Below are 19834 nucleotides of genomic sequence, written 5' to 3' on the forward strand. Positions count from 1 at the left end.
TGGGCCCTTCGCGAGGAGTCACCGTGATGAGCGAGCAGAACACCGACCTGCGCGAGACCGTCCGCCGACGCTATGCCGCGGCCGCCGTCCAGGTCGCCGAAGGAGGCACGGCCTGCTGCGGCCCGTCCGCGATCGAGGTCGACGAGAACTTCGGCTCCACCCTCTACGCCGCCACTGACCGCGACGAACTGCCCGCCGAGGCCGTCGCGGCCTCCCTCGGCTGCGGCAACCCCACCGCTGTCGCCGACCTGAACGAAGGCGAGCGCGTGCTCGACCTCGGCTCCGGCGGGGGCATCGACGTCCTGCTCTCCGCCCGCCGCGTCGGCCCCGCCGGCAAGGCCTACGGCCTGGACATGACCGAGGAGATGCTCGCTCTCGCCCTGGCCAACGCGCAGAAGGCCGGCGCCGCCAACGTCGAGTTCCTCAAGGGCACCATCGAAGCCATCCCCCTCCCGGCCGACACGATCGACGTCGTGATCTCCAACTGCGTGATCAACCTGTCCACCGACAAGTCCGCCGTCTTCGCCGAGACCTTCCGCGTCCTCAGGCCCGGCGGCCGTATCGGTGTCTCCGACGTCGTCGCCGACGACATGCTGTCGCCCGCCCAGCGGGCCGAGCGAGGCGACTACGTCGGCTGCATCGCCGGCGCCCTCTCCTTCACCGAATACCGCCAGGGCCTGGAAGCCGCCGGGTTCACCGACATCGAGATCACCCCCACCCACGCGGTCGCCGACGGCATGCACTCCGCCATCGTCCGCGCCACCAAGCCCACCACTCCCACGGCCGGGCAGCCCACGGCGGCGGACAGCTGCTGCGGGGGCACCGACTGCTGCACACCCGCCGAACAGTCCGAGAACCCCTCCGCCACCGAGGTCGAGACGGCGTCAGGCTGCGGCTGCCAGGGCTGAGCCAGGCAGACCGAGAGAGGCAGAAGGGAGAGATCTCCAGGGGAGACCCCGCAGCCTCGCCTCGGCCCTGGCGTAGCCGGGCGGCGCGGTCGGCGAACGTGTGACGTTCCGCAGCCCGACTCGTTCTAGCTTCAGCGCCGGACCCTTCCTTCTCGGGCCCCGGCTTCAGTGAGAAGCGTTCAGTGAGAAGCGGAGTCGAGCAACATTCGCCCACGTCTACAGGTGATTCGCCCACGTCTACAGGTGCCGATTCTGATCACCGGTCTCGCCGCCCTGGCTTTCATGCTGCCCCCGCCGGCCCCTTCGCCCGGTGGCGCGAAGTGCCGTGACACGACCCTGGTCGGGGTGGCCCACCAGGACGACGATCTCCTGTTCATCAACCCGGCGATCGTCGAGGACTTCGACAGCGGGAAGTGCCTCCGCGTCGTGTACGTGACCGCGGGCGACGCCCGTCTGGCGTGGTCAGGAGGGTACGCCGTCCGTCGCGAACTGGGTGCGCAGCAGGCGTACAGTGCTCTCGCCGGACGCCCCATGCGCCCCGGCGAGCCCAGCCCGTGGAAGGCCTCACCCGTGAAGGCAGGCGGGCGCACCCTGCATGGTGTCCGCCTGGACAACGGACCGCTCCGGCCGGACATCCAACTGATGTTCCTGCGCCTGCCCGACGGTGGCTGGAGCAGCACGACATCGCGGCGGCAGAGCCTGCTGGCGCTCTTCCAGTCGAGGATCCGTACACTCGGCGCCGTCGACAGCTCCACCCGGTACACGGAACCGGCTCTGATCAGCACCCTGGCCGCCCTCGTCGAGCGTTTCCGGCCCGGCACCGTGCGCACGCTGGACTTCGCCAACACCGCGTTGAAGCCGTCCGGCAAGGCGTGGGCCGACCACAACGACCACGCGGTCACCGCCCGTTACCTTCGCCTGGCGACACTCCGGGCGCGCCCGCAGGGAAGAACTCCTCGCCTGATCGGATACCAGGGATACGGAAACGCAGTTCGGCCGCCCAACCTGCGCGCCGCCCAGATCGCCCGGAAGACCACCGTCTTCGAGCATTACTACGTTCACGACAGGAGGAGGGTGAGCGACTGTCCGGGGCACTACTGCCCACCCACGAGAAAGGCTAGAGCGCAGTACGTGCGATGGCTTCAGCGGCAGTACGCACGCGAGGCACCCGATCCGCAACCCGGCGCCATCGCCTCCTGGATCGGCTCCACGGCCTCCGGCTTCACCAGCTCCGATCTGTGTCTGACCCAGGACGGCGACGCACTCCGCACCGCCCCTTGCACCGGCACCGGCCGCCAACGCTGGCGTCTCGAGGACGGCGTCCTTCAGGCCGAGGCCGGGAGCGGGGACCGGCACCGCTGCGTCCGGCTCAGGGGCGGGGCACCCGTGCTCGCCCCCTGCACCAGCGGATCGGCCCGGTGGGCGATCACGCGCCGGGGGCAGTTGCGCACCAGCGGGGGCTGCCTGACCCAGGACGACTTGCTGCGGCCGGGCCCCGGACTGCGGCTGGCCGCCTGTAGCACAGCGGACCCGGGGCAGCGCTGGTTCACCCGCCGTCTTCGACAGAGCGCCGATGTGGACGTGGACAAGGCTCGATGAGAATCTCGTTTCTGCTGCAGAACGCCTATGGAATCGGTGGCACCGTCCGCGCCACCTTCAATTCCGCCGGTGCGCTCGCCGAGCGCCACGACGTCGAGATCGTCAGCATCCGGCGCACGCACGACAGACCCAGTCTGCCGCTCAGCGGAAGAGTCCGGCTGCGGCCGCTGATCGACCTGCGTCCGCACGCGCCCCGCAGCGACCTCGGCAGTCAACCCCTTGCCGAACCCACGGCGCTGGTCCCTCCCGTCGAGGCGCGGGGAGCGGGTTTCGACAGGCTGACCGATCAACGGGTGGCGAAGTTCCTCGGCCGTACCGACGCCGACGTGGTGGTGGCCACCAGACCGGGCCTGGTGATCTACCTGGCCGCGTTCGGCCGCGGCCATTACCTCAAAATCGGTCAGGAACACCGGGTCTACGGCACGCATGAGCCCGGCATCCGCGCCGCCCAGGACGCCGCCATCGCCGCGCTGGACGCGCACACCACCGTGAGCGAGGCCGACGCCGTCACGCACCGCCGGCATCTCGCGGACACGGGCACCCCGATCGTGTCCGTCCCCAACGCCTCACCGCCGCCGCCCCTGACCACGGCGTCGGACCGCGGGGCACCGCTCGTCATCGCCGGCGGGCGCCTCATCCCGGTGAAACGGTACGACCTGCTCGTGGACGCCTTCGCCACCGTCGTCGCCGAGCACCCGCGGTGGAAGCTCCGGATCTACGGACGCGGCCCCAAGCACGCCGCGCTCCGGGCCCGCATCGACGAACTCGGCCTGAGCGACCACGCCTTCCTGATGGGCGCCACCCCCTCACTCGCCACCGAGTGGGCCAAGGGGGCGATCGCCGCCGTCACCTCGCGTGAGGAGTCGTTCGGCATGACCATCGTGGAAGCCATGCAGTGCGGCACCCCCGTGGTCGCCACCGACTGCCCCCACGGACCCGGCGAGATCATCCGGGACGGCGAAGACGGTCTGCTCGTCCCCGCGGGCGACAGCGAAGCCGTCGCCCGAGGACTCATCAGGCTCATCGAGGACGCCGACCTGCGCCACGCCATGGGCGACGCCGCCCGGCGCAACGCCGAACGGTACGCGCCCGACCACATCGCCCGGCGCTACGAGGAACTCTTCGCCGAGCTGCGCACCGCCTCCACGCCTGCCCCTACCCCCCTCGGCTGCCGCCTTGTCGCCGGTGCGGGGCGTGCCCGGGCGGCGGCCAGGCGGGCCGTGTGCGAGGCCGTCCGCAAGGCCGGGCGCCTGCGCCCGGCCGGCTTCGGCGCCCTGCGCCCGCGGTCCACCTGCTCCGTGGACGCCGCGGGCGACCTCGTCATGCGCCTGGACCGGGCCGGGATGCCCGGCAGCGCGTTCACGATGACGGCGACGCTACGAGGATCCGACGGCCGGGGCGACCACCGGGTCGAGGTTCCGCTGCGGCAGCCCGACACCGACGAAGGCCCTTGGACGGCCGTGCTGGAACGCCGTGCCCACCTGCTCGCCGAAGGCCGCTGGGACCTCCACGTCATCCGCTCGGACGACGGGGCGCGGCGGCGCGTCGCCGCCGCGACGGTGGAGCAGCACCAGCTGCTGAGCCTGAAGGCCTTGCCGGGAACGCCGTTCAGCTGGTGGATCCCCTACATGACCGACAAGAACAACCTGTCCGTGCGGACCTGGTGCCGCCCCGCGCACGCGGACGCCCGCACCGTGACCACCGAGGCGACGTCGTGCTCGGTCGAAGGCACGCTGTACGGCACGGAGTTCACCCCGGGGCAGCGCCCGCGCGTCATCGCCGTACCACGTCATGATCCGTCCACCGCCTTCGAGGCCGACGTCATGACGTCAGGGGCGGCCCGGTTCCGCTTCTCCCTGGCGTATGCCCGGGCGCTGGACGCGGGAAAGGGGGCGCCGGAAACCTGGGACGTGGCACTCCGTCCGTCCCCCGGGGCCGAGCTGGTCCCTGTGGCCCGCGTCATCGGCGACGTCATCAGCCGCAAGCGAACCGACGTGTATCCGGCCGCCGGGCAACTCGGTGACCAGGCCGGCGCCGCCGCCACCGTGCGCCCCTACTTCACCACGAACAACAACCTGGCGCTGGTGCTCCTGCGCGACGAAGCCCGGGTCGACGGAGCGTGTTCATGAACGCGCACCAGTGGGGGCACGGCGACGCGAGGTCGTCGTGCCCGCCCCGAGGACGTCGTACGCCGCCTACGCGGCCGTGGTGAGTTCGGCGCGGCCGAACAGCAGGGCGTAGCCGGAGGGGAGCTGGTGGAGGATGCGGGTGAGCAGGTCGGAGCCGGCGGAGGCGGCGACGGCGGAGAAGACGGAGCCGGTGTCCCAGCGGACGGTGGCGGGGGAGGCGCCGGTGCGGGCGGCGAGGTCCTTGACGAAGGCCCAGCCGGTCAGCGGCCGGGGGTCGGGGATCTGCGCGGTCAGCACGCGTGCGGCTTCAAGGGGCAGGCAGCGGGCCAGGTCGACGCGTTCGTCGCCGGTCAACTGGCGCCCCAGGCCGGCGAGGACCAGGCGGACGGCTTCGTCGGCCCGTTCACGGGTGGGGTAGGCGCCCTCGTAGCGGACCTTCTCCAGCATCTGTTCGTACGCCGCCCCGTACGACTGCTGGGACGGTGCGTGCCGGTCGGAGATCACGGGGTAGTGCCTTTCTGGTTCTGGCCGGTGTGCGGGCACCGGCGTGCGGGGTGGTCAGGTGGGCTGGGGGCGGCCGAAGAGCAGGTCGTAGCCGACGGGGAGCTGGAGCAGGATCTGGCCCAGCAGGTCCTCGCCGGCGGCGTCGGCGACGGTGGACAGCACGGCGCTGACGTCCCAGGCCGCGGTCTGCTCGCTGGCGCCTTCGATCCACGCGGCGGTCGCGCGGACGAACCGTTCCGGAGACAGCGGCTCGGCGCTGCGCAGCGGGTTGAGCAGGATCAGGGCGTACGTCTCCGGCAGGCGCGCCGCGAGCTGGGCGCGGACGTCGCCGACGAGGTGTGCGCCGAGGAGGGCGAGCACCACGCGGGCCGCGCGCTCGGCTTCTTCCGGGGTGTCGTACGTGCCGCGTTCCCGCACGTGGTCGAGGAACGCCTCGCGTCGCAGGGTCATCTCGCCGCCGCCCGTCCTTCTCGCCGCCCGTTTGTCCAGGGACTGCTCACGGGGGGTGCGGAGAGCGGAAGAGGGGGAGGTCAGGTGCCCGCCCTCCGCACCGTCCGGCCGGTGTCAGCCGGAGATCTCCTTGTGGCCGGATCCGACGCCGATGGAGATCTTGCGGGGCTTGGCGCGCTCGGCGATCGGGATGCGCAGGGTGAGCACGCCCGCGTCGTAGTCGGCCTTGATGTGCTCGGTGTCGAGGGTGTCGGCGAGCACGAGCTGGCGGGAGAAGACGCCCAGCGGGCGCTCGGACAGCTCCATCTGTACGTCGTCGGCCTTCGCCACCGGCCGCCGCTCGGCCTTGACGGTGAGCATGTTCCGCTCGACGTCGATGTCGATCGCGTCTGCGGCCACACCCGGGAGGTCGAAGGCGACCACGTACTCGTCGCCCTCGCGGTAGGCGTCCATCGGCATCGCCGAGGGGCGGGTCCAGGAGCCCGGGCCCACCAGCTGCTGGGCCAGTCGGTCCAGCTCACGGAAGGGGTCGGTGCGCATCAACATCGTGAAAACACCTCCAGCGGGGTCGGGCAGTTGCTGCCAATGCGCTTCACTGGAATCGTTGTAACATGTCATCCAATGGATGACAAGCCTGATGTCGTCGACATGATGACAACACGAGGGAGGCTTCCGTGACCGCAGCCGAGCAGTCGCCCACGACCAGCACGAATGCCCACAACCCGGCGTCCTTCTTCGCCGCCGCGGCGGCCCTGCACGCCATCGACGACGCCCTGCGCGATGCCCAGGACGCGCCGTCAGCGGCTGGCCCCGACCCCGGGCCGGAGCAGGCGCTCGCCTCCCTCGTGCTGCTGCGGCAAGTGCGTGAGCAGCTCGCCGGATGGGAGACCGGCCTGATCGAAACCGCCCGTGACGCGGGCGCCAGCTGGGCCGACCTGGCCCACCCCCTCGGCGTCGCCAGCCGCCAGGCCGCCGAACGCCGCTATCTGCGCGGCCGCCCCGGCCCCGCGGGAACCACCGGCGAGCAGCGCGTCCAGGCCACCCGCGAGCGCCGCGCCGCCGCCCGCACCACCGCCACGTGGGCCCGTCACAACGCGGCCGACCTGCGCCGCATCGCCGGCCAGATCACTGCGCTCACCGACCTGCCCACCACGGCGCGCCTCCCGCTGAGCCAACTCCACGCGGCCCTGGCCCACGACGACCCCGCCGAACTCATCCACCCCCTCAAGGCCACCCGCCCCCACCTGGCCACCACCCACCCCGACCTCGCCGCGCAACTCGACACCCTCACACCGCCCTGAGCCCACCTGTTGCTCCGCGGTGTGCGGGCGGGCTCCCCTTGCCATGAGGTGACGCAACTTATTGCCGCATGCGGGCGGGCGGAGGGGGTGAGGCGGCGTAGCGTGGAGGCGTGGGCCGCGGCGGCCGGTCTGGGCGGTCGGCCGGGGCGGTCGGCTTGAGCTGTCGGCTTGAGCTGTGGCCTACAGGAGGGGCGGCCGCCGCCGATTCGGGCGACGACGGCCGCCGGGGGCGTGAGGAGTGAGGCTCCCCAGCTCCTCACGCGGTGTCCTCTCCGGGGGCGCGGGAGTTACCCCACCGAGAGGACGGGGGCTGGAGCTGTATGGACGGTGATACGGCTCCAGCGGGCCGCGAGGCAGGCGGGACGGGATGCCGGTGTGGTCACGGAGCTTCGTCCCCACTCCAAGCGGGAGGACACCGACTCGGGGCCGGTGATCGGAACCCGCTGTGACCTGCTCTGTCTTGCCGCCCGAGGACGTTGCCGCCCGAGGACGTTGCCGCCCGAGGACGTTGCCGCCCGAGGACGTTGCCGTCCGACGACGTTGCCGTCCGACGGCGGGGGGCGGAGCGGGGCGGACCTCAACGCACCGGCACCGCGCACTGTGCGCTCGCCTGATCACGTCGGCGCATCAGCAACTGCCGTTCCAGTTCGCCCCGGATACTGTCGTCCAGGGAGTCGGCGCTGGCCCACGCCACCACTTGTTCCGCCACGAGGCGCAGCTTGGTGTTGGTGCGCATGGAGGTCTCCCGCAGGATGTCCCACGCCTCCTCCGGGGTCAACCGCCCCAGGGCGACCACGACTCCGATGGCCTGATCGACTGTGGCGTGCGCATGCACGGCGTGCTTGAGCTGAGCGACCTCTGTTTCGAGTTCTTGGATCTGGTCCGCGATGTCTGTCGGGTCGTACGGCACAGCGGATCTCCGATCAACCGGAAGGGTCGGTCTGCTTCTCAGCGTCTCTTGCCCCACGCAAGGCTTGCAACCCCCTTCGGCATCTTCGGGCGGGGAATTCCGTGGCCTACTACCATGCCCTTCACCTGCGCCTGAGACAGGTGCAGGCGCGCGGCGGAAGCCACCCGCCGACCAGCCTCCCGGCTCCAGCAATCGCCCCGGCGCACGAACAGTGATCGCCATATACTTCTGCGGCTCGGCAGCCCCTGGTTGCCGACGGGGTAGGACACGGGGGGGGACATGCTGGAGCTGCGGGACATTGAGATCTTTCTGGTCGTGGCCGAGGAGTTGCACTTCGGCCGCAGCGCCGAGCGGCTTCTGGTCTCTCAGGCGCGGGTGAGCCAGGCCATCAGGAAGCAGGAGCGGCGCATCGGCGCCGCGCTGTTCGAACGCACCAGCCGTACCGTCCGCCTGACCAGCGTCGGACGCCAGTTGCGCGACGACTTGCAGCCGGTCTTCGTGGGCCTGCACGCGTCCCTGGAACGCGCCCGGCTGACCGCCAGCGGTGTCACCGGCAGGCTCCGCGTCGGCATGATGCCGTTCAACGTCGTCGACATGCACTCCTACTGGAGGGCCTTCCGCTCGCGGTTCCCGCAGTGGGAGCTGGAGATCCGCCAGCTCACGTACGTCGATCCGTTCGGCCGGCTCCGCAACGACGACCTGGACGTGCTCGTGACCTGGCTGCCCGTGGAGGAGCCCGACCTCACCGTCGGCCCGGTCCTGTGCACCGACCCCCGCGTCCTCGCCGTGGCCGCCGACCACGCGCTGGCCGAGCGAACGTCGGTGCGTCTGGAGGAGTTCGCCGACTTCCGGCACGCCATGGCCCCCGACATGCCGGAGTACTGGGAGGACAGTTACCTGCCCTTCCATACGCCCCAGGGCAGCACGATCGAGCGCGGGCGGCCCGTGAGCAACGCGGAGGAGCTGATCAACCAGGTCGGCATGGGCGAGATCATCCACAGCTTCCCCAGCCATGTCACCCGGCACTGGGAACATGCCGCACGTCCGCTGGATCCCCGTGACGGGCCTGGCGCCCCTGTCCTTCGCCCTGGTCTGGCGGAGTGAGGCGGAGAACGAGCTGATCTGCGCCCTCGCCGACACGGTCCGCGAGTTCGGCGTCCTACGTTTCTGACGCGCCGTCATGTCTCGCAGGTGCGGTTCCGACGCCACACGTCTGCCGCGAGCCGGGCACCTGCCCCCCTTTCGATAACCGTCGAGTTATCGATCGACGTACGAAACCCGCGTTGATCCGGAGGTGTCTCCCGCGGGAGCCTAGAGGGGCCCGGGCAGGCCGCTCATCAGGGCATTCTTCCCACGTTGCCCGCTCCGTCAGGCACGGAACCAGGAGTCGGACAGACATGGGAGACAGGCTCGACATGACCGTGACGTACGCGATGCACAACGCCTTGAGAAGGGAGTTGGGCTTACTCGCCGGGGCCACCGTCCGCGCCGGCCCCGAGCCCTGGAACGTTCTGCACACCACGGGCTGGCAGCTGTTCCGGAGCGCCCTGCACGCCCATCACTCCGCCGAGGACGACGCGCTGTGGCCCGCCCTGCGTCAGGCGCTGCGCAGCCGGCCGCTCTCCCTGGTGCGGCTGGAGGCGATCGAGGCCGAGCACGCCGGGCTCGCCCGCCTGCTCGAGGTGATCGACCAGGCGCTGACCAAACCGGCGGATGGGGATCGCAACCTGTTCGGTGAACTCACGACCTCACTGGTCACCGGTCTGCGCGGGCATCTCCGCCACGAGGAGGAGGCCGTCTTCCCGCTGGTCCAGGCCGTCCTGAGCACGCAGCAGTGGGAGCAGTTCGAACGCGTCCACGCCCAGCGGATCGAGGCCGACGCGGCCCGGCTCCTGCCCTGGCTTCTGGACGGCGCCTCCGAACGGACGGTGTCCGCCGTTCTGGCGCAGCTCCTGCCTGAGTCCGCGCGGCGTACGTACGCGGACAGCTGGCGGCCCGCCTATGCGGTGCTCGACCGCTGGGGCACCCGGGCCGCCGCTGACCTGACGGTCGCCTGACCGTGCGCCCTGTCTCCCCGCACACCACCCACCCCACCATCACATGAGATGCGATGTCTCGTTCTCACGACGGGAATGTCATGAAGGTTCTGCTCACCGGTGCCACCGGTTACATCGGCTCCGCCGTCACCGAGCACCTCACCGCCGCCGGCCACCAGGTCGTCGCGCTGACCCGTAGCGCCGAGCCGCAGCCTGGCCGGGGCTGGCACGCCCAGGTCGTCGGCGACACCGCGGACCCGGCCTCGCTGGCCGGCGCGGTGACCCCCGACACAGAGGCCGTGATCCACCTGGCTCCGCCGAGCGGCGACGCCGACGTCGACACCGCCGTCATCGAGGCGCTCGCCACCCCGCTCCGCGGCACCGGCCGCCCCTTCGTCTACACCAGCGGCGTCTGGGTCCTGGGTGACACCGGCGACGTCCAGGAGGTCGGCGAGAACGCCCCGACCGACCCGATCGGCCTCGTCGGCTACCGCCCACAGATCGAACAGAGAGTGCTGGCCGAGGCCGCCGGGGGCGTACGCGCGGTCGTCGTCCGGCCCGCCATCGTGTACGGCCGTGGCGGCGGCATCCCCGGCATCCTCGTCGACCGGGCCCGTCAGCAGGGTGTGCCCGAGTACTACGGCGAGGAGGGCGTGCGCTGGCCGACCGTGCACGTGGACGACCTCGCCGCGCTGTTCGTGGCCGCCGTCGAGCGGGCCGAGGCGGGCACCGTCTGGCACGGCGTGGGCGAATCGGCCACCCCGGTACGTGACATCGCCCGGGCCGCCGGGCGCGCGGCCGGAGTGCTCGCCGCCCCGAAGGCGGTGCCGGCGGAGCAGGTCGCGGACGTCTTCGGCGCGCTCTTCGCGGACGCGCTCGCCCTCGACCAGAGCGTCAGCGGAGCCGCCGCCCGTGACGCCCTCGGCTGGCAGCCGGCCCGGCCGGGCGTGGTGGCCGAGCTGACGTCGGGCTCGTACCGCCCGATCGAGGTGTTCGGCGCCACCGAAGGCACGGAGACCGCCACCGAGGTGGCAGCGATCCGGCGCCTGGTCGCCGAGGCCGAGCACGCCCAGCAGAACGAGCTGGTCGACCGCTTCCTGAGCCTCTTCCGGCGCGAGGACCCCGTGTGGACCACCGGCCACGGCCAGCGCCTCTCGGGCTTCGAGGAGATCGAGGCCTTCACCCGCAAGGTGCTGCCCGGCGCGATGGCCGAGTCCACCGCCGTCTACGACGTCGAGCGCGTGCTGTTCTTGCGGCCCGACGTCGCCGCGGTGAACGTCCGCCGGCAGCCGGTACGCCCCGACGGCACCCGCATCACCGACCGCCCCGAGGGCCGCCCCTTCTACATCCTGGTCAAGGAGGCCGGCACCTGGCGCATCGGAGCCGCGCAGAACACTCTGGCTGTCGACTGACACGCACCCAGCCGCCCGGGGCCCCGGCCCAGGCTGCTTCCGGGGCGCGCTACCCATCCTCCAGGACCTTGCCCAGGTCCGGGTCCCCCGTCTCGTCCAACCAGCCCTCTGCCTCCATCACTTCCGACATGAGCAGGGCCGCGTAGTCATCGTGCTTCACTTCCTCGCAGGCGTACGGCTTGGCCCTGTCGCCCTCTGCTCGTTCCTCCAGCGCGGCCACACAGTCGTTGACATGGTCGTCGTACGTGGGCTGATCGAGGTAGAGGACGAGGCCCGTGATGCCTCCGGCGACAGCGAGTACGCCGGCCGGGATGAGGACGGTGGAGCGGCGCATGGGTCCCCCCGAGGACGGTGTGAGACCCGGAGCGTAGCGGGACGCGGATCGTGATCGTGCGGGAACAGCGGAGGCCCCCGCCGGATGGGTGCGATGCTGTTGGCGAATTCGGGCCCTGTTGCTTCCCCCCGCCTGCGGTCAGGCGGGGTGAAGTGCTTCGAGGCGGCTGGTTCGGGTGCGGGCTGCCCCGCGAAGGTCGCGGCTGCGAGTGCGGAGCTGACTGAAGAGCTGGTGGTGTGCTCGGCCGCGAGCGACCGGGGGAGCGTCCAGGCGCGGGGTGTCGGCGGGTCGGCGGGTGGCTGTGTGGGTGAGGTGTCTTCGTCGTGCGGAGGGAGTGGTTGGGCGCGGCTGGCTCGACTTCTTCGCGTTCGGCCGGGCTCCTGGGCCGCGTGGTGTGGCATGGTAGATCAACTCACGATCCGAGTGTCTGATGCGTCCGCGTAGGGGGATCTTCATGCGCTTTCGTACCGTCGCGGCCTCTGCCGTGCTCGTCTTGTGCGCTACGACGGCCGCGACTGCCTGTTCCTCTTCATCGGAGGCCACGGACACCACCACCCGGCCCGTCGGCCCAACCGCGCCCCGGAAGTCCGCTTCTGCCGAGGAGTTGAAGGGGCGCATCGAGGCGGGCAAGCGCCGGGCGGGCGGACCGGAGATCGGCGGGTCGGCAGGGGTGGACCGTACGGAGTGCGCGATCTCCGCCGCCGAGATCCCGGAGGAGTGTGCTCTCGATCTCTCGTTCGCCGAGAGCACCGACGGTGAGCCGGGCGTCGGGCCGCCTGGCGGGCGGTAGGTCCACCCAACACCTTGCGCTGAGGCCATGGCTGAAGCGTTCGCCCACAGAACCCACTTCCACCGGGCGTGCGAGGTCCATTAACCTCACACTCTGTTCACATGTGAAGCAGGGCCCCGGATCAGGGGTCAGGGGGCGGGGGTAGGGGAACGTGCGCGTGAATTGGTGTGTGAAGTTGAGTGTCCTCGCTGGGGCATCGACACTCGCACTCTCGGTCGTCACTTCGACGCCGGTACTGGCTGATGACTCGTCCGCGGGTCTTCAGGAAATCCAGTTGCCGGGAGACGTGGAGATGATCGAGGGCGTCGCCCCGGCGCCCGGGACCGCGGAGCCGCTCACCGGAGGAGCGTACAAGGCCGCTGCCGCCGCATCCGGCGCATGCCTCGGGGCGACATCCACCTACGGCGCGAAGGGTTGTTTCCAGCCCGGTGGCGACGTCGTCTGGTCCCGCGACACGGAAAAGGACGGCCTGTCCGCGGCTGTCGGGATCTACACCGACTACGGCCGGCCCGCCGCGGTCTGTGTCAACAAGCTCGGCGCGGACACGTGGGCGACCTGCGACAAGGACTACCGCGAGGGCGGGAAGGTGCGCCTGCGGGTCATGCGTTACAACGGCGACAACGGCAAGTTCTACCAGCCTGAGGAATGGTCCGGCTGGATTCCGGTCGACGGGCAGTACTGAATCCAGTACTGAACCGCTGTGGGCCAGGGGTAGTTGAGCAAGGGGCTCTGAGCGCCGTCCATCCGATTCACGTCGCCGATCGCATTGCCGATGCAGATCGAGGGCCTGTCTGCTGAGCCCGATGTACTCCCAGCGCAGGGCGAGCAGCCGCGGTCCACCTGATGGCCCAGGGTTCGTCTCCCGGCCGGTGGGGCATGGTGCGGGTGCACCACGCCTCACCGGACTCGCCAGAGCGGAGGTCGCGGATGGAACCTGCCGACTTCGACGACCTGATCCTGATGCTGATCGAAGGCGAGGTGGAACCCAACGGCACAGACATGATCGTCCTGTTGCGGGCGAGCGAGCTGGCCAAGGGGGAGACGGAGCCCGACTGGTCGGGCTCCCCGATGATCGACGAGATCACGGCACTCGCCGGCCAGGCCTTCTCCGACGACCCGGCCGAGGTCGGGCCCGCCCGGGAAGTCCTCTTCGCGCTGCGCCAGTCCGAGGCGTCCGACGCGGCGGACGACCGGGAGGAGGGCATCCGGCACAGCGAGGCGATCCTGCGGCACGTCGACGCCGCACGTTTCCCCGTCACCGCGGCCGGAGCGCACCTGAAGCTCGGCGGGGCGCTCCCCACACGGCCGGGGAGTGACGGCGGAGTCGACAGATCCGTGCTGCGGCGCGCAGTCGGCCACCTGGAGAGCGCGCTGGCGCTGCTGCCGGAAGAGGAGGCGGACCTGCGGGCCATGGCCCACTACAACGCGGCCCTGGCCCTCCGTGATCTGTGGCGGTCGGGCGACGAATGGGACGATGACGACGACGACCGGGGCAAGGCCCTCGAGCACGGCCTGGCGGCGCTCGCCGCGATGGACCGGGGCGAGTTCTCCGGCGACCGGAACACGATGAGCCGGGCGGTGCTGGCGGCCCTGATGGCCGACGGCGAGCCGCGGGACCCCGAGGCGCGCGAGCAGACCATCGCGGTCCTGGGGACATGGCTGGCCTCGCGCGAGGGGAAGTCCCTGCCGCCCGCCGAGAGACGCGCGCTGCAAGAGGGGCGCGACCACCTGATCACCGGCCGGGACCGCGCCTGAGCGCCCAGGTGAGGCTCTGTGCTCCCGCGAGGAGGGATCGCCCGTGTTCCGGGACTACCTGTTCATCGACCGGCCCCGGCTGGTGAGTTACGCCGAGCAGATCGGCACGACGGCCGCGAAGGCCAAGAACCGCCAGTGGCGCATCGCCCTCGGCCTCACAGGACCCGTGGTCGAACACCAGCAGGGATCGGCGGAACGCGCCGCGAACGATCACGAACTGGCCGAGTCCGTGACCCGCCACCTGCGCAAGAAGGGCGAACTGCGCACGACACGGCCGGCCTCCCTGGACGACGTGGACGAAGGACGGGCCACGTTCGTGCTGGAGACCATGCGGGCGCGCAAGGTGATCTTCACGCTGGACGGCGGCGGCGCCCCGCGCGGACTGCGCGAGCTGGCGGTATGGGTGTCGAACCCCTTGGAGAACCCGTCGTCGCGCGACGCGGCGGGCGTCCGCGACGAGGAGGCGACGGGTATGTTCGTGTATCTGCTCGAAGGCTACTGGGACGACGAACCCGCCAAGCGCGCCTACTCGATGATGACCGCCCTCAACGTCCTGCTCCGCACCCTGCGTGACGCCGGCGCGGCGCCCGGGGCGAGCGCCCGGTCCGACACGTCGCGGGACGACTACGCGACACCGGTCAACATCCTGGTGCGCAACGGCGGCGTCAAGGGCGACCTGCGCACGGTCACGGCGCTCTACCGGGTGCGGTCGGTCTCGGAGAACAAGATCGTCAACGTCGGCGGCCGCACCCTGCGCTGCCACGACCTCTTCGCCTATCCCTTGTACGTGGCCGCGGGGAGCGGGTGAGAGCCCGGCGCGGGAGCGCGCTCACGGATGAGGGACCGGCGCGGGAGCGCGCTCACGGATGAGGGACCGGCGCGGGAGCGCGCTCACGGGTGGCAGCCGTAGGCATAGAGGACGCCGCCAGTCCGCACTTCCGCGTGCGTGCACTCCGTCCTCAGGTTCTCGACGACGTACGTCGTGGGCTGCCCTCCGATGTAGACGGTGGTGGTCGCCTTGTCGATGGTGAAGCGGTAGGGAGCGCCGTTGTCGACGAAGCCGCAGGCGGACGCCGACATCAGCAGGTTGGGAAACCAGTACCCCTGCCCGGTCGGCAGGATGACGATGGTCCTGGACATGGGGCAATGCGTCGTGGTGGCCGCCTGCGCGGGCGGTGCTCCTGTGACGACCGCGCTCGTGGCGGCTGCCAGTACGGCGCCTGCTGCCAGGGCGCGGCGCGTTCGGTGGCTCATGTGTCCTCCCACCCTCTGCCGGGGTCCGTACGGGAGGCGGTGGAGGGCCCGTACGGGTTGGGGCACAGTCTCACGGCGACCGGTCCGTTACGCACAGCCCGGAACCGGCCGCATCCCCTGCCCGGGCACCCCGCGAAGGGCCCCGGCTGCCCGGCGTAAAGCGGCCTTGCGGGCGCCCTCGCGGGGCTGGTTGCGTCGGAGGCCATGACACCGTCCCCGCCCGGACGGCGGGGGCTCTCGACGGGATCGGCGAAGGGGACACCCATGGCGGCAGGACCGCGTACCACCACCCGCAGACGCGTCGTCGGGGCAGCGGTCGCGCTGTCCGCGGCGGCCTCCCTGCTCGGCGCGGCGTCCTCGTCCGCCGCGCCGCCGCGTGCCCAGGCGCCGCGTACGGAGATCGTCAGTACGGCCGAGGACGGCACGCGGGGCAACAGCCACTCGTACGCGCCCCGCAGCAGCTATGTCGGCCGCTACGTCGCGTTCGAGACCATGGCGTCCAACCTGGTGCCCGGCGACACCAACGACGACATCAGCGACGTGCTCGTCCGTGACCGCCGCACCGGCTCCCTCACCCGTGCCGGCGTGGGCGACGACGGACGCCAGAGCACGGAAGGCGTCGATCTCAAGGCGCTGAGCGGCGACGGCCGCGTCGTCGGATTCGACTCTCCCGACCCGGCGCTTGCTCCCGGCGAACGGCCGCCCGCCAGCAGCCACGCGTACGTCCGTGATCTGCGCAGCCGTCACACCGAGTTCGTGGGCATCGGCCCGGACGGCCAGCTGTTCGAGTGGTCCCGTCTCGAAGCCCTCAGCGGGGACGGCCGGTACGCGGCCTTCTTCGGCTACGCCCGGATCCCCGGGCCGCCCTTCTACCTCGCCACGCTCTACGTGCGCGACCGCGAGCGGGGCCGCACGGACGTGGTCAGCGAGGACCTGTATCCCGGGCCGCTCATGAGCGACGTCTCGATGAGCGCGGACGGGCGCCACGTGGCCTTCCGGGTGTACGACCACGATCGCTACGGTGTGGCCAGCGCCGTGTACGTCCGCGACCGCCGCACGGGTCACCTGCACCACATCAACCACACGCCGGGCGACCCGAAGCCGGTCAGCGACTGGTACGGCGAGCCGTCCCTGAGCGCGGACGGGCGCTCCATCGCGTACGTCACCAACCGCGACGGCCTGCCCGCCAGGCACCCCCGCGCGCTGTGGGAGATCTTCGTACACGACCTGCGCACCGGGCACACCGTGCTCGCGAGCACGGCCCCCGGCGGCGGACCACTCGACAAGCCCGCCCGGTCACCGCGGATCAGCCCCGAGGGCCGGTACGTGGCCTACCGCACCTCCGCCTGCGCCACCGGCGAGGCGGACTGCAAGCAGGCGCTGTACCTGCGCGACCTGCGACGTGAGGGCCCCGAGGCCACCCGCCGCGTCACCGTCGCCCTGGACGGCGGCTTCCCCTCGCACGAGGCGAGTGCCCCGGCCCAGGCGTCGGGCGGCTGCCTGGTGGCCTTCGCCTCGGCCTCCCCGAACCTGGTCCCCGGCCATCCGGAAGATATCGACGACGTGTACGTCCGGCACTTGTGCTGAGGCGTGACTCGGCCTGATCCGGAAGGCTCCGGGCCGGCCGGGCGGGCCTCGGCGACCGACCGGACGGGAGCCATCAACGGATGTTATGACGATGTGTTAGTAGGCATGAGCCGCCGGGGTCAGTAGCTTCGATGAGTGACGGGCGGTGCGGGCGCCCGTCCGCGCGATCCCCCCACAACCGCCTCGAGAGACGAGGTCCTCGTGAGCCGTAGACAACTGCCCCGTCTGCTGACCGCATCCGTCGTCCTGGCCCTCGGCGCCGGGACCCTGGCCGCCTCCGGCCCCACCGCCGACGGCACCGCGCGGAGCCGCGCCGCCGCCCCCTACTGCTACGACGAACCGTCGCAGCCGAACGCCGACGTGAGCGACCTCAAGGCGGCCTTCAACTCCTCGAACTGGATGCGCACCCTCCAGACCATGTACAAGCGGCGCTGGCCCAGCGGCGAGGCGCTGGCGATCGCCCAGGCCAAGGACAAGTACTGGGACCAGTTCGTGAACAAGCAGAGCTTCGAGGGATTCGCCGAGTCGATGATGGTGGCGATCCACGAGGAGACCCACATGTGGGACCTCGACCCGTCCCGGACCAGGTGGGACGTCCACATCGCGGCCTGGGTCAACGCCGGTCAGCAGGCGCTGACAGTGCCCGTGCACGGCGGTTTCCCCCGCAAGGAGATCCTGCCTCTGATCAAGGACAGCCTCAGCTCCTCCATGGACAACATCTATCTGCGGGACCGGACGCAGGGCGAGTACCGCCTCCAGGGAGTGCTCGCGGAGCAGAACGCAGGCCTCACCGGGCTGCCCGCGGTGACGGTGGTCCAGGAGTACATCAAGGGCGTCGGCGCCAGCAACGCGCGGGACATCGCCGCCACCAACCTGCGTTACCTGCTGCTCTACTTGCGCGTCGCCAAGGACAAGCACCCCGACTACTGGGCCAGGATCAAGGCCGAGCCCAAGCTGCGCGACCTGGTCCTGACGCAGTTCCTGCGCACGGCGTACTGGCTGGAGAAGTCCGCGCCGTACACCGGCAAGCTCGGCAGCCGCGACGCCGACAAGATCACGGCGACGAACTACGCGCCGGAGAACATCGCCGTCCTGGAGGAGTTCACCGGGCGTAAGGTGCGGCTCGACTCGCAGAAGCACTGCACCACCTGAGCGAGGCCCACGGGGAGGCCCGTGCCTCCTCGTGGGCCTTCGGTCCTCTCCGGCGGGTCGACCGCGTCGGCTGACGGAGCGGTCGTCCATGCCGGAGACCTACGGGGCCGGGGGCCTTCTGCCCGCGGCAGAACACCGTCCCGACCTGGCTTGACGATCACTACAGTCCAGGTTCATGACGACGGTTACCACACGTACGATCGAATACGCCGCCGACGGCCTGACGATGATCGGGCACCTCGCGCTCCCGGCCGGTACCGACCGCCGGCCCGCGGTCCTGGTCGGCCCCGAGGGGGTGGGGCTCAGCGACGTCGAGCGCCGCCGGGCCGACGCGCTCGCCGAGCTGGGATACGTGGCCCTGGCCTTCGACCTCCACGGCGGGCGCTATCTGGGCGACCCCGAGGAGATGCTGGCCCGGTGCATGCCGCTGCTCGCCGACCCCGACCGGATGCGAGGCATCGGCCACGCGGCGCTCGACGTGCTCCACGCGGAGCCGCGGACCGACCCGGACCGGATCGCCGCCGTCGGCTACGGCACCGGGGGAGCGATAGCCCTTGAACTGGGGCGCGAGGGCGTCGACCTGCGCGCGATCGCGACAGTCAACGCGCTGACCACGGGCCGGCCGGGCGAGGCGGCGCGCATCCGCTGCCCGGTGTGGGCGGGGGTGGGGTCGGAAGACCCGATCATGCCGCCCGCGCAACGGGAGGCGTTCACTGCCGAGATGCAGGCAGCGGGCGTCGACTGGCGCCTGGTCGTCTACGGCGGCGCCTTGCACGCCTTCCATCACCCGACGGTCGACCACATCGTGCGCCCCGGGGTCGGCTACCACCCGCAGCACGCGCGACGAGCTTGGCGGGACGTCGTCGAGCTGCTCGCCGAGTGCCTGCCCCTGACGGAGTGATCCGGCCGGTCAACGGCTTGAGGGCCGCGCCTGCTTTCGCACGCGGAAGCGGAGCATCGTGACGGCGCCCGACTGGGCGTTGTCGAAAGGTTCCAGGTCGATCCTGCCCAGGCCCGGGGGCGAGAAGCGGACGCCGTCGCCGAGCAGCACCGGCAGGACATACACCAGGACCTCGTCGACGAGCCCGCGCTCCAGACACTGGGCCGCCACGTCGGCACCGAGGATCTCCAGGTCCTTGCCGCCCGCCGCACTGCGTGCTGTTGCGACGGCTTCCTCGATGTCACAGGTGAGGAACGTGACGGCCGGGTCCGGCTCGTCGGGAGGCCGGTGGGTGAGGACGAACTGCGCTCCCCCGTCGTAGGGGGTGTCCTGCTCGGCCATACGCTTGCCGACCTCGTACGTGCCCCGGCCGACGAGCATGGCGCCCGTGGCCGCCATGACCTCCGGGAACGTCGCCGACGTCATGTGCTCGAAGATCCAGTCCATGGCGTGGCCAGGACCGGCGATGAACCCGTCCAGCGACATGGCCCTGTTCACGACCACTTTGCCGGTGCCGGTGCGGGTCCCGCTGCCGGTGCTCACATCACTCATGCGCCTTCTCCAGGGAACTCGGAGGCCCGAGGCCGCATCATAGTTCGGCCGGTGAGGAGGACGAGGCGGGGAATCGCGCGCCCCGGGCCGTGCGGCCCGGCCCGGTGACCGTTCGTGGTCACCGTACTAGGTTCTGTCGTCAAATGTCACGCCCACATCAGGAGTGAGGCGAGGGTGACTGCTGCGTGGTAGGACTCGGCGGTCTTGTCGTACCGGGTGGC

The 19834-nt window shown here is 71.1% G+C and carries 21 protein-coding genes; 14 read left to right on the plus strand and 7 right to left on the minus strand.

Annotation, left to right across the window (positions count from 1 at the left end):
- The first annotated feature begins 26 nt into the window (after positions 1 to 26).
- The 3 genes from arsM to AC07GB_RS38650 all read left to right on the plus strand — a co-directional run bounded on the left by arsM (position 27) and on the right by AC07GB_RS38650 (position 4636).
- Positions 27 to 908, plus strand: coding sequence for an arsenite methyltransferase (arsM, locus tag AC07GB_RS38640; protein WP_478854056.1), 882 nt, complete (start codon positions 27 to 29; stop codon positions 906 to 908).
- Positions 909 to 1151: 243 nt separating this feature from the next.
- Positions 1152 to 2507 (plus strand): RICIN domain-containing protein, encoded by a 1356-nt coding sequence (locus AC07GB_RS38645; RefSeq protein ID WP_478854058.1) that lies wholly within the window; start codon positions 1152 to 1154, stop codon positions 2505 to 2507.
- Positions 2504 to 4636 carry a glycosyltransferase family 4 protein gene (locus AC07GB_RS38650; protein ID WP_478854060.1) on the plus strand — a complete coding sequence of 711 codons (2133 nt, stop codon included), beginning with the start codon at positions 2504 to 2506 and terminating at the stop codon, positions 4634 to 4636. The genes AC07GB_RS38645 and AC07GB_RS38650 overlap by 4 nt, the downstream gene beginning before the upstream one ends.
- A gap of 66 nt (positions 4637 to 4702) precedes the next feature.
- Here AC07GB_RS38650 and AC07GB_RS38655 read toward each other — a convergent pair whose 3' ends face one another.
- From AC07GB_RS38655 to AC07GB_RS38665, 3 genes are all read right to left on the minus strand, one after another.
- The gene (locus AC07GB_RS38655; protein WP_478854062.1) at positions 4703 to 5140 is read right to left on the minus strand and encodes a DUF2267 domain-containing protein; all 438 of its coding nucleotides are present in this window, start codon (positions 5138 to 5140) and stop codon (positions 4703 to 4705) included.
- A 54-nt stretch (positions 5141 to 5194) separates the two neighbouring features.
- Positions 5195 to 5590, minus strand: a complete 396-nt coding sequence (locus AC07GB_RS38660) for a DUF2267 domain-containing protein (RefSeq protein WP_478854064.1) — start codon at positions 5588 to 5590, stop codon at positions 5195 to 5197.
- Positions 5591 to 5704: 114 nt separating this feature from the next.
- Positions 5705 to 6136, minus strand: coding sequence for an Hsp20/alpha crystallin family protein (locus AC07GB_RS38665; RefSeq protein ID WP_478854066.1), 432 nt, complete (start codon positions 6134 to 6136; stop codon positions 5705 to 5707).
- 128 nt (positions 6137 to 6264) lie between these two features.
- On the opposite strand from AC07GB_RS38665, the gene AC07GB_RS38670 reads away from it, so the two are divergent.
- Positions 6265 to 6891, plus strand: a complete 627-nt coding sequence (locus tag AC07GB_RS38670; RefSeq protein ID WP_478854068.1) for a type III effector protein — start codon at positions 6265 to 6267, stop codon at positions 6889 to 6891.
- Between the two features lie 577 nt (positions 6892 to 7468).
- Here AC07GB_RS38670 and AC07GB_RS38675 read toward each other — a convergent pair.
- Positions 7469 to 7801 (minus strand): ANTAR domain-containing protein, encoded by a 333-nt coding sequence (locus tag AC07GB_RS38675; protein WP_478854070.1) that lies wholly within the window; start codon positions 7799 to 7801, stop codon positions 7469 to 7471.
- A gap of 279 nt (positions 7802 to 8080) precedes the next feature.
- Here AC07GB_RS38675 and AC07GB_RS38680 point away from each other — a divergent pair, with 279 nt between their 5' ends.
- From AC07GB_RS38680 to AC07GB_RS38690, 3 genes are all read left to right on the plus strand, one after another.
- Entirely contained in the window at positions 8081 to 8905 is an 825-nt protein-coding gene (locus AC07GB_RS38680) for a LysR family transcriptional regulator (protein ID WP_478854072.1), read from the plus strand.
- 293 nt (positions 8906 to 9198) lie between these two features.
- Positions 9199 to 9858, plus strand: coding sequence for a hemerythrin domain-containing protein (locus AC07GB_RS38685; protein WP_478854074.1), 660 nt, complete (start codon positions 9199 to 9201; stop codon positions 9856 to 9858).
- 80 nt (positions 9859 to 9938) lie between these two features.
- Positions 9939 to 11249, plus strand: a complete 1311-nt coding sequence (locus AC07GB_RS38690; protein ID WP_478854076.1) for an SgcJ/EcaC family oxidoreductase — start codon at positions 9939 to 9941, stop codon at positions 11247 to 11249.
- Positions 11250 to 11298: 49 nt separating this feature from the next.
- On the opposite strand, the gene AC07GB_RS38695 is transcribed toward AC07GB_RS38690, so the two are convergent.
- Positions 11299 to 11583 (minus strand): hypothetical protein, encoded by a 285-nt coding sequence (locus tag AC07GB_RS38695; RefSeq protein WP_478854078.1) that lies wholly within the window; start codon positions 11581 to 11583, stop codon positions 11299 to 11301.
- 604 nt (positions 11584 to 12187) lie between these two features.
- Here AC07GB_RS38695 and AC07GB_RS38700 point away from each other — a divergent pair.
- The 4 genes from AC07GB_RS38700 (at position 12188) to AC07GB_RS38715 (ending at position 14936) form a co-directional block, all read left to right on the plus strand.
- A complete protein-coding gene (locus AC07GB_RS38700) occupies positions 12188 to 12373 on the plus strand; it encodes a hypothetical protein (RefSeq protein WP_478854080.1) in 186 nt (61 codons plus the stop codon).
- A 151-nt stretch (positions 12374 to 12524) separates the two neighbouring features.
- A complete protein-coding gene (locus tag AC07GB_RS38705; protein ID WP_478854081.1) occupies positions 12525 to 13055 on the plus strand; it encodes a hypothetical protein in 531 nt (176 codons plus the stop codon).
- 245 nt (positions 13056 to 13300) lie between these two features.
- Positions 13301 to 14128: a hypothetical protein gene (locus tag AC07GB_RS38710; RefSeq protein ID WP_478854083.1), complete on the plus strand. Its 828-nt coding sequence runs from the start codon at positions 13301 to 13303 to the stop codon at positions 14126 to 14128.
- Positions 14129 to 14171: 43 nt separating this feature from the next.
- Positions 14172 to 14936 carry a hypothetical protein gene (locus AC07GB_RS38715; RefSeq protein ID WP_478854085.1) on the plus strand — a complete coding sequence of 255 codons (765 nt, stop codon included), beginning with the start codon at positions 14172 to 14174 and terminating at the stop codon, positions 14934 to 14936.
- An 83-nt stretch (positions 14937 to 15019) separates the two neighbouring features.
- Here AC07GB_RS38715 and AC07GB_RS38720 read toward each other — a convergent pair whose 3' ends face one another.
- Positions 15020 to 15382, minus strand: coding sequence for a hypothetical protein (locus AC07GB_RS38720; protein ID WP_478854087.1), 363 nt, complete (start codon positions 15380 to 15382; stop codon positions 15020 to 15022).
- A gap of 264 nt (positions 15383 to 15646) precedes the next feature.
- On the opposite strand from AC07GB_RS38720, the gene AC07GB_RS38725 reads away from it, so the two are divergent.
- The 3 genes from AC07GB_RS38725 (at position 15647) to AC07GB_RS38735 (ending at position 19022) form a co-directional block, all read left to right on the plus strand.
- Positions 15647 to 16969 (plus strand): TolB family protein, encoded by a 1323-nt coding sequence (locus AC07GB_RS38725; RefSeq protein ID WP_478854089.1) that lies wholly within the window; start codon positions 15647 to 15649, stop codon positions 16967 to 16969.
- A 201-nt stretch (positions 16970 to 17170) separates the two neighbouring features.
- Positions 17171 to 18121, plus strand: a complete 951-nt coding sequence (locus AC07GB_RS38730) for a hypothetical protein (RefSeq protein WP_478854091.1) — start codon at positions 17171 to 17173, stop codon at positions 18119 to 18121.
- A 175-nt stretch (positions 18122 to 18296) separates the two neighbouring features.
- Positions 18297 to 19022, plus strand: coding sequence for a dienelactone hydrolase family protein (locus AC07GB_RS38735; RefSeq protein WP_478854093.1), 726 nt, complete (start codon positions 18297 to 18299; stop codon positions 19020 to 19022).
- A 9-nt stretch (positions 19023 to 19031) separates the two neighbouring features.
- Here the strand turns inward: AC07GB_RS38735 and AC07GB_RS38740 are convergent, their stop codons facing one another.
- The gene (locus AC07GB_RS38740; RefSeq protein ID WP_478854095.1) at positions 19032 to 19613 is read right to left on the minus strand and encodes a dihydrofolate reductase family protein; all 582 of its coding nucleotides are present in this window, start codon (positions 19611 to 19613) and stop codon (positions 19032 to 19034) included.
- Positions 19614 to 19834 lie beyond the last annotated feature (221 nt).

Source organism: Streptomyces sp. NPDC045778, from assembly GCF_056431945.1.

Excerpts from the sequence above, each read along its gene's own strand:
- arsM (WP_478854056.1), top strand. The coding sequence starts at position 27 with ATGAGCGAGCAGAACACCGACCTGCGCGAGACCGTCCGCCGACGCTAT.
- AC07GB_RS38650 (WP_478854060.1), top strand. The coding sequence starts at position 2,504 with ATGAGAATCTCGTTTCTGCTGCAGAACGCCTATGGAATCGGTGGCACC.
- AC07GB_RS38660 (WP_478854064.1), bottom strand. The coding sequence starts at position 5,590 with ATGACCCTGCGACGCGAGGCGTTCCTCGACCACGTGCGGGAACGCGGC.
- AC07GB_RS38665 (WP_478854066.1), bottom strand. The coding sequence starts at position 6,136 with ATGTTGATGCGCACCGACCCCTTCCGTGAGCTGGACCGACTGGCCCAG.
- AC07GB_RS38680 (WP_478854072.1), top strand. The coding sequence starts at position 8,081 with ATGCTGGAGCTGCGGGACATTGAGATCTTTCTGGTCGTGGCCGAGGAG.
- AC07GB_RS38685 (WP_478854074.1), top strand. The coding sequence starts at position 9,199 with ATGGGAGACAGGCTCGACATGACCGTGACGTACGCGATGCACAACGCC.
- AC07GB_RS38690 (WP_478854076.1), top strand. The coding sequence starts at position 9,939 with ATGAAGGTTCTGCTCACCGGTGCCACCGGTTACATCGGCTCCGCCGTC.
- AC07GB_RS38695 (WP_478854078.1), bottom strand. The coding sequence starts at position 11,583 with ATGCGCCGCTCCACCGTCCTCATCCCGGCCGGCGTACTCGCTGTCGCC.
- AC07GB_RS38710 (WP_478854083.1), top strand. The coding sequence starts at position 13,301 with ATGGAACCTGCCGACTTCGACGACCTGATCCTGATGCTGATCGAAGGC.
- AC07GB_RS38720 (WP_478854087.1), bottom strand. The coding sequence starts at position 15,382 with ATGAGCCACCGAACGCGCCGCGCCCTGGCAGCAGGCGCCGTACTGGCA.
- AC07GB_RS38725 (WP_478854089.1), top strand. The coding sequence starts at position 15,647 with ATGGCGGCAGGACCGCGTACCACCACCCGCAGACGCGTCGTCGGGGCA.
- AC07GB_RS38735 (WP_478854093.1), top strand. The coding sequence starts at position 18,297 with ATGACGACGGTTACCACACGTACGATCGAATACGCCGCCGACGGCCTG.
- AC07GB_RS38740 (WP_478854095.1), bottom strand. The coding sequence starts at position 19,613 with ATGAGTGATGTGAGCACCGGCAGCGGGACCCGCACCGGCACCGGCAAA.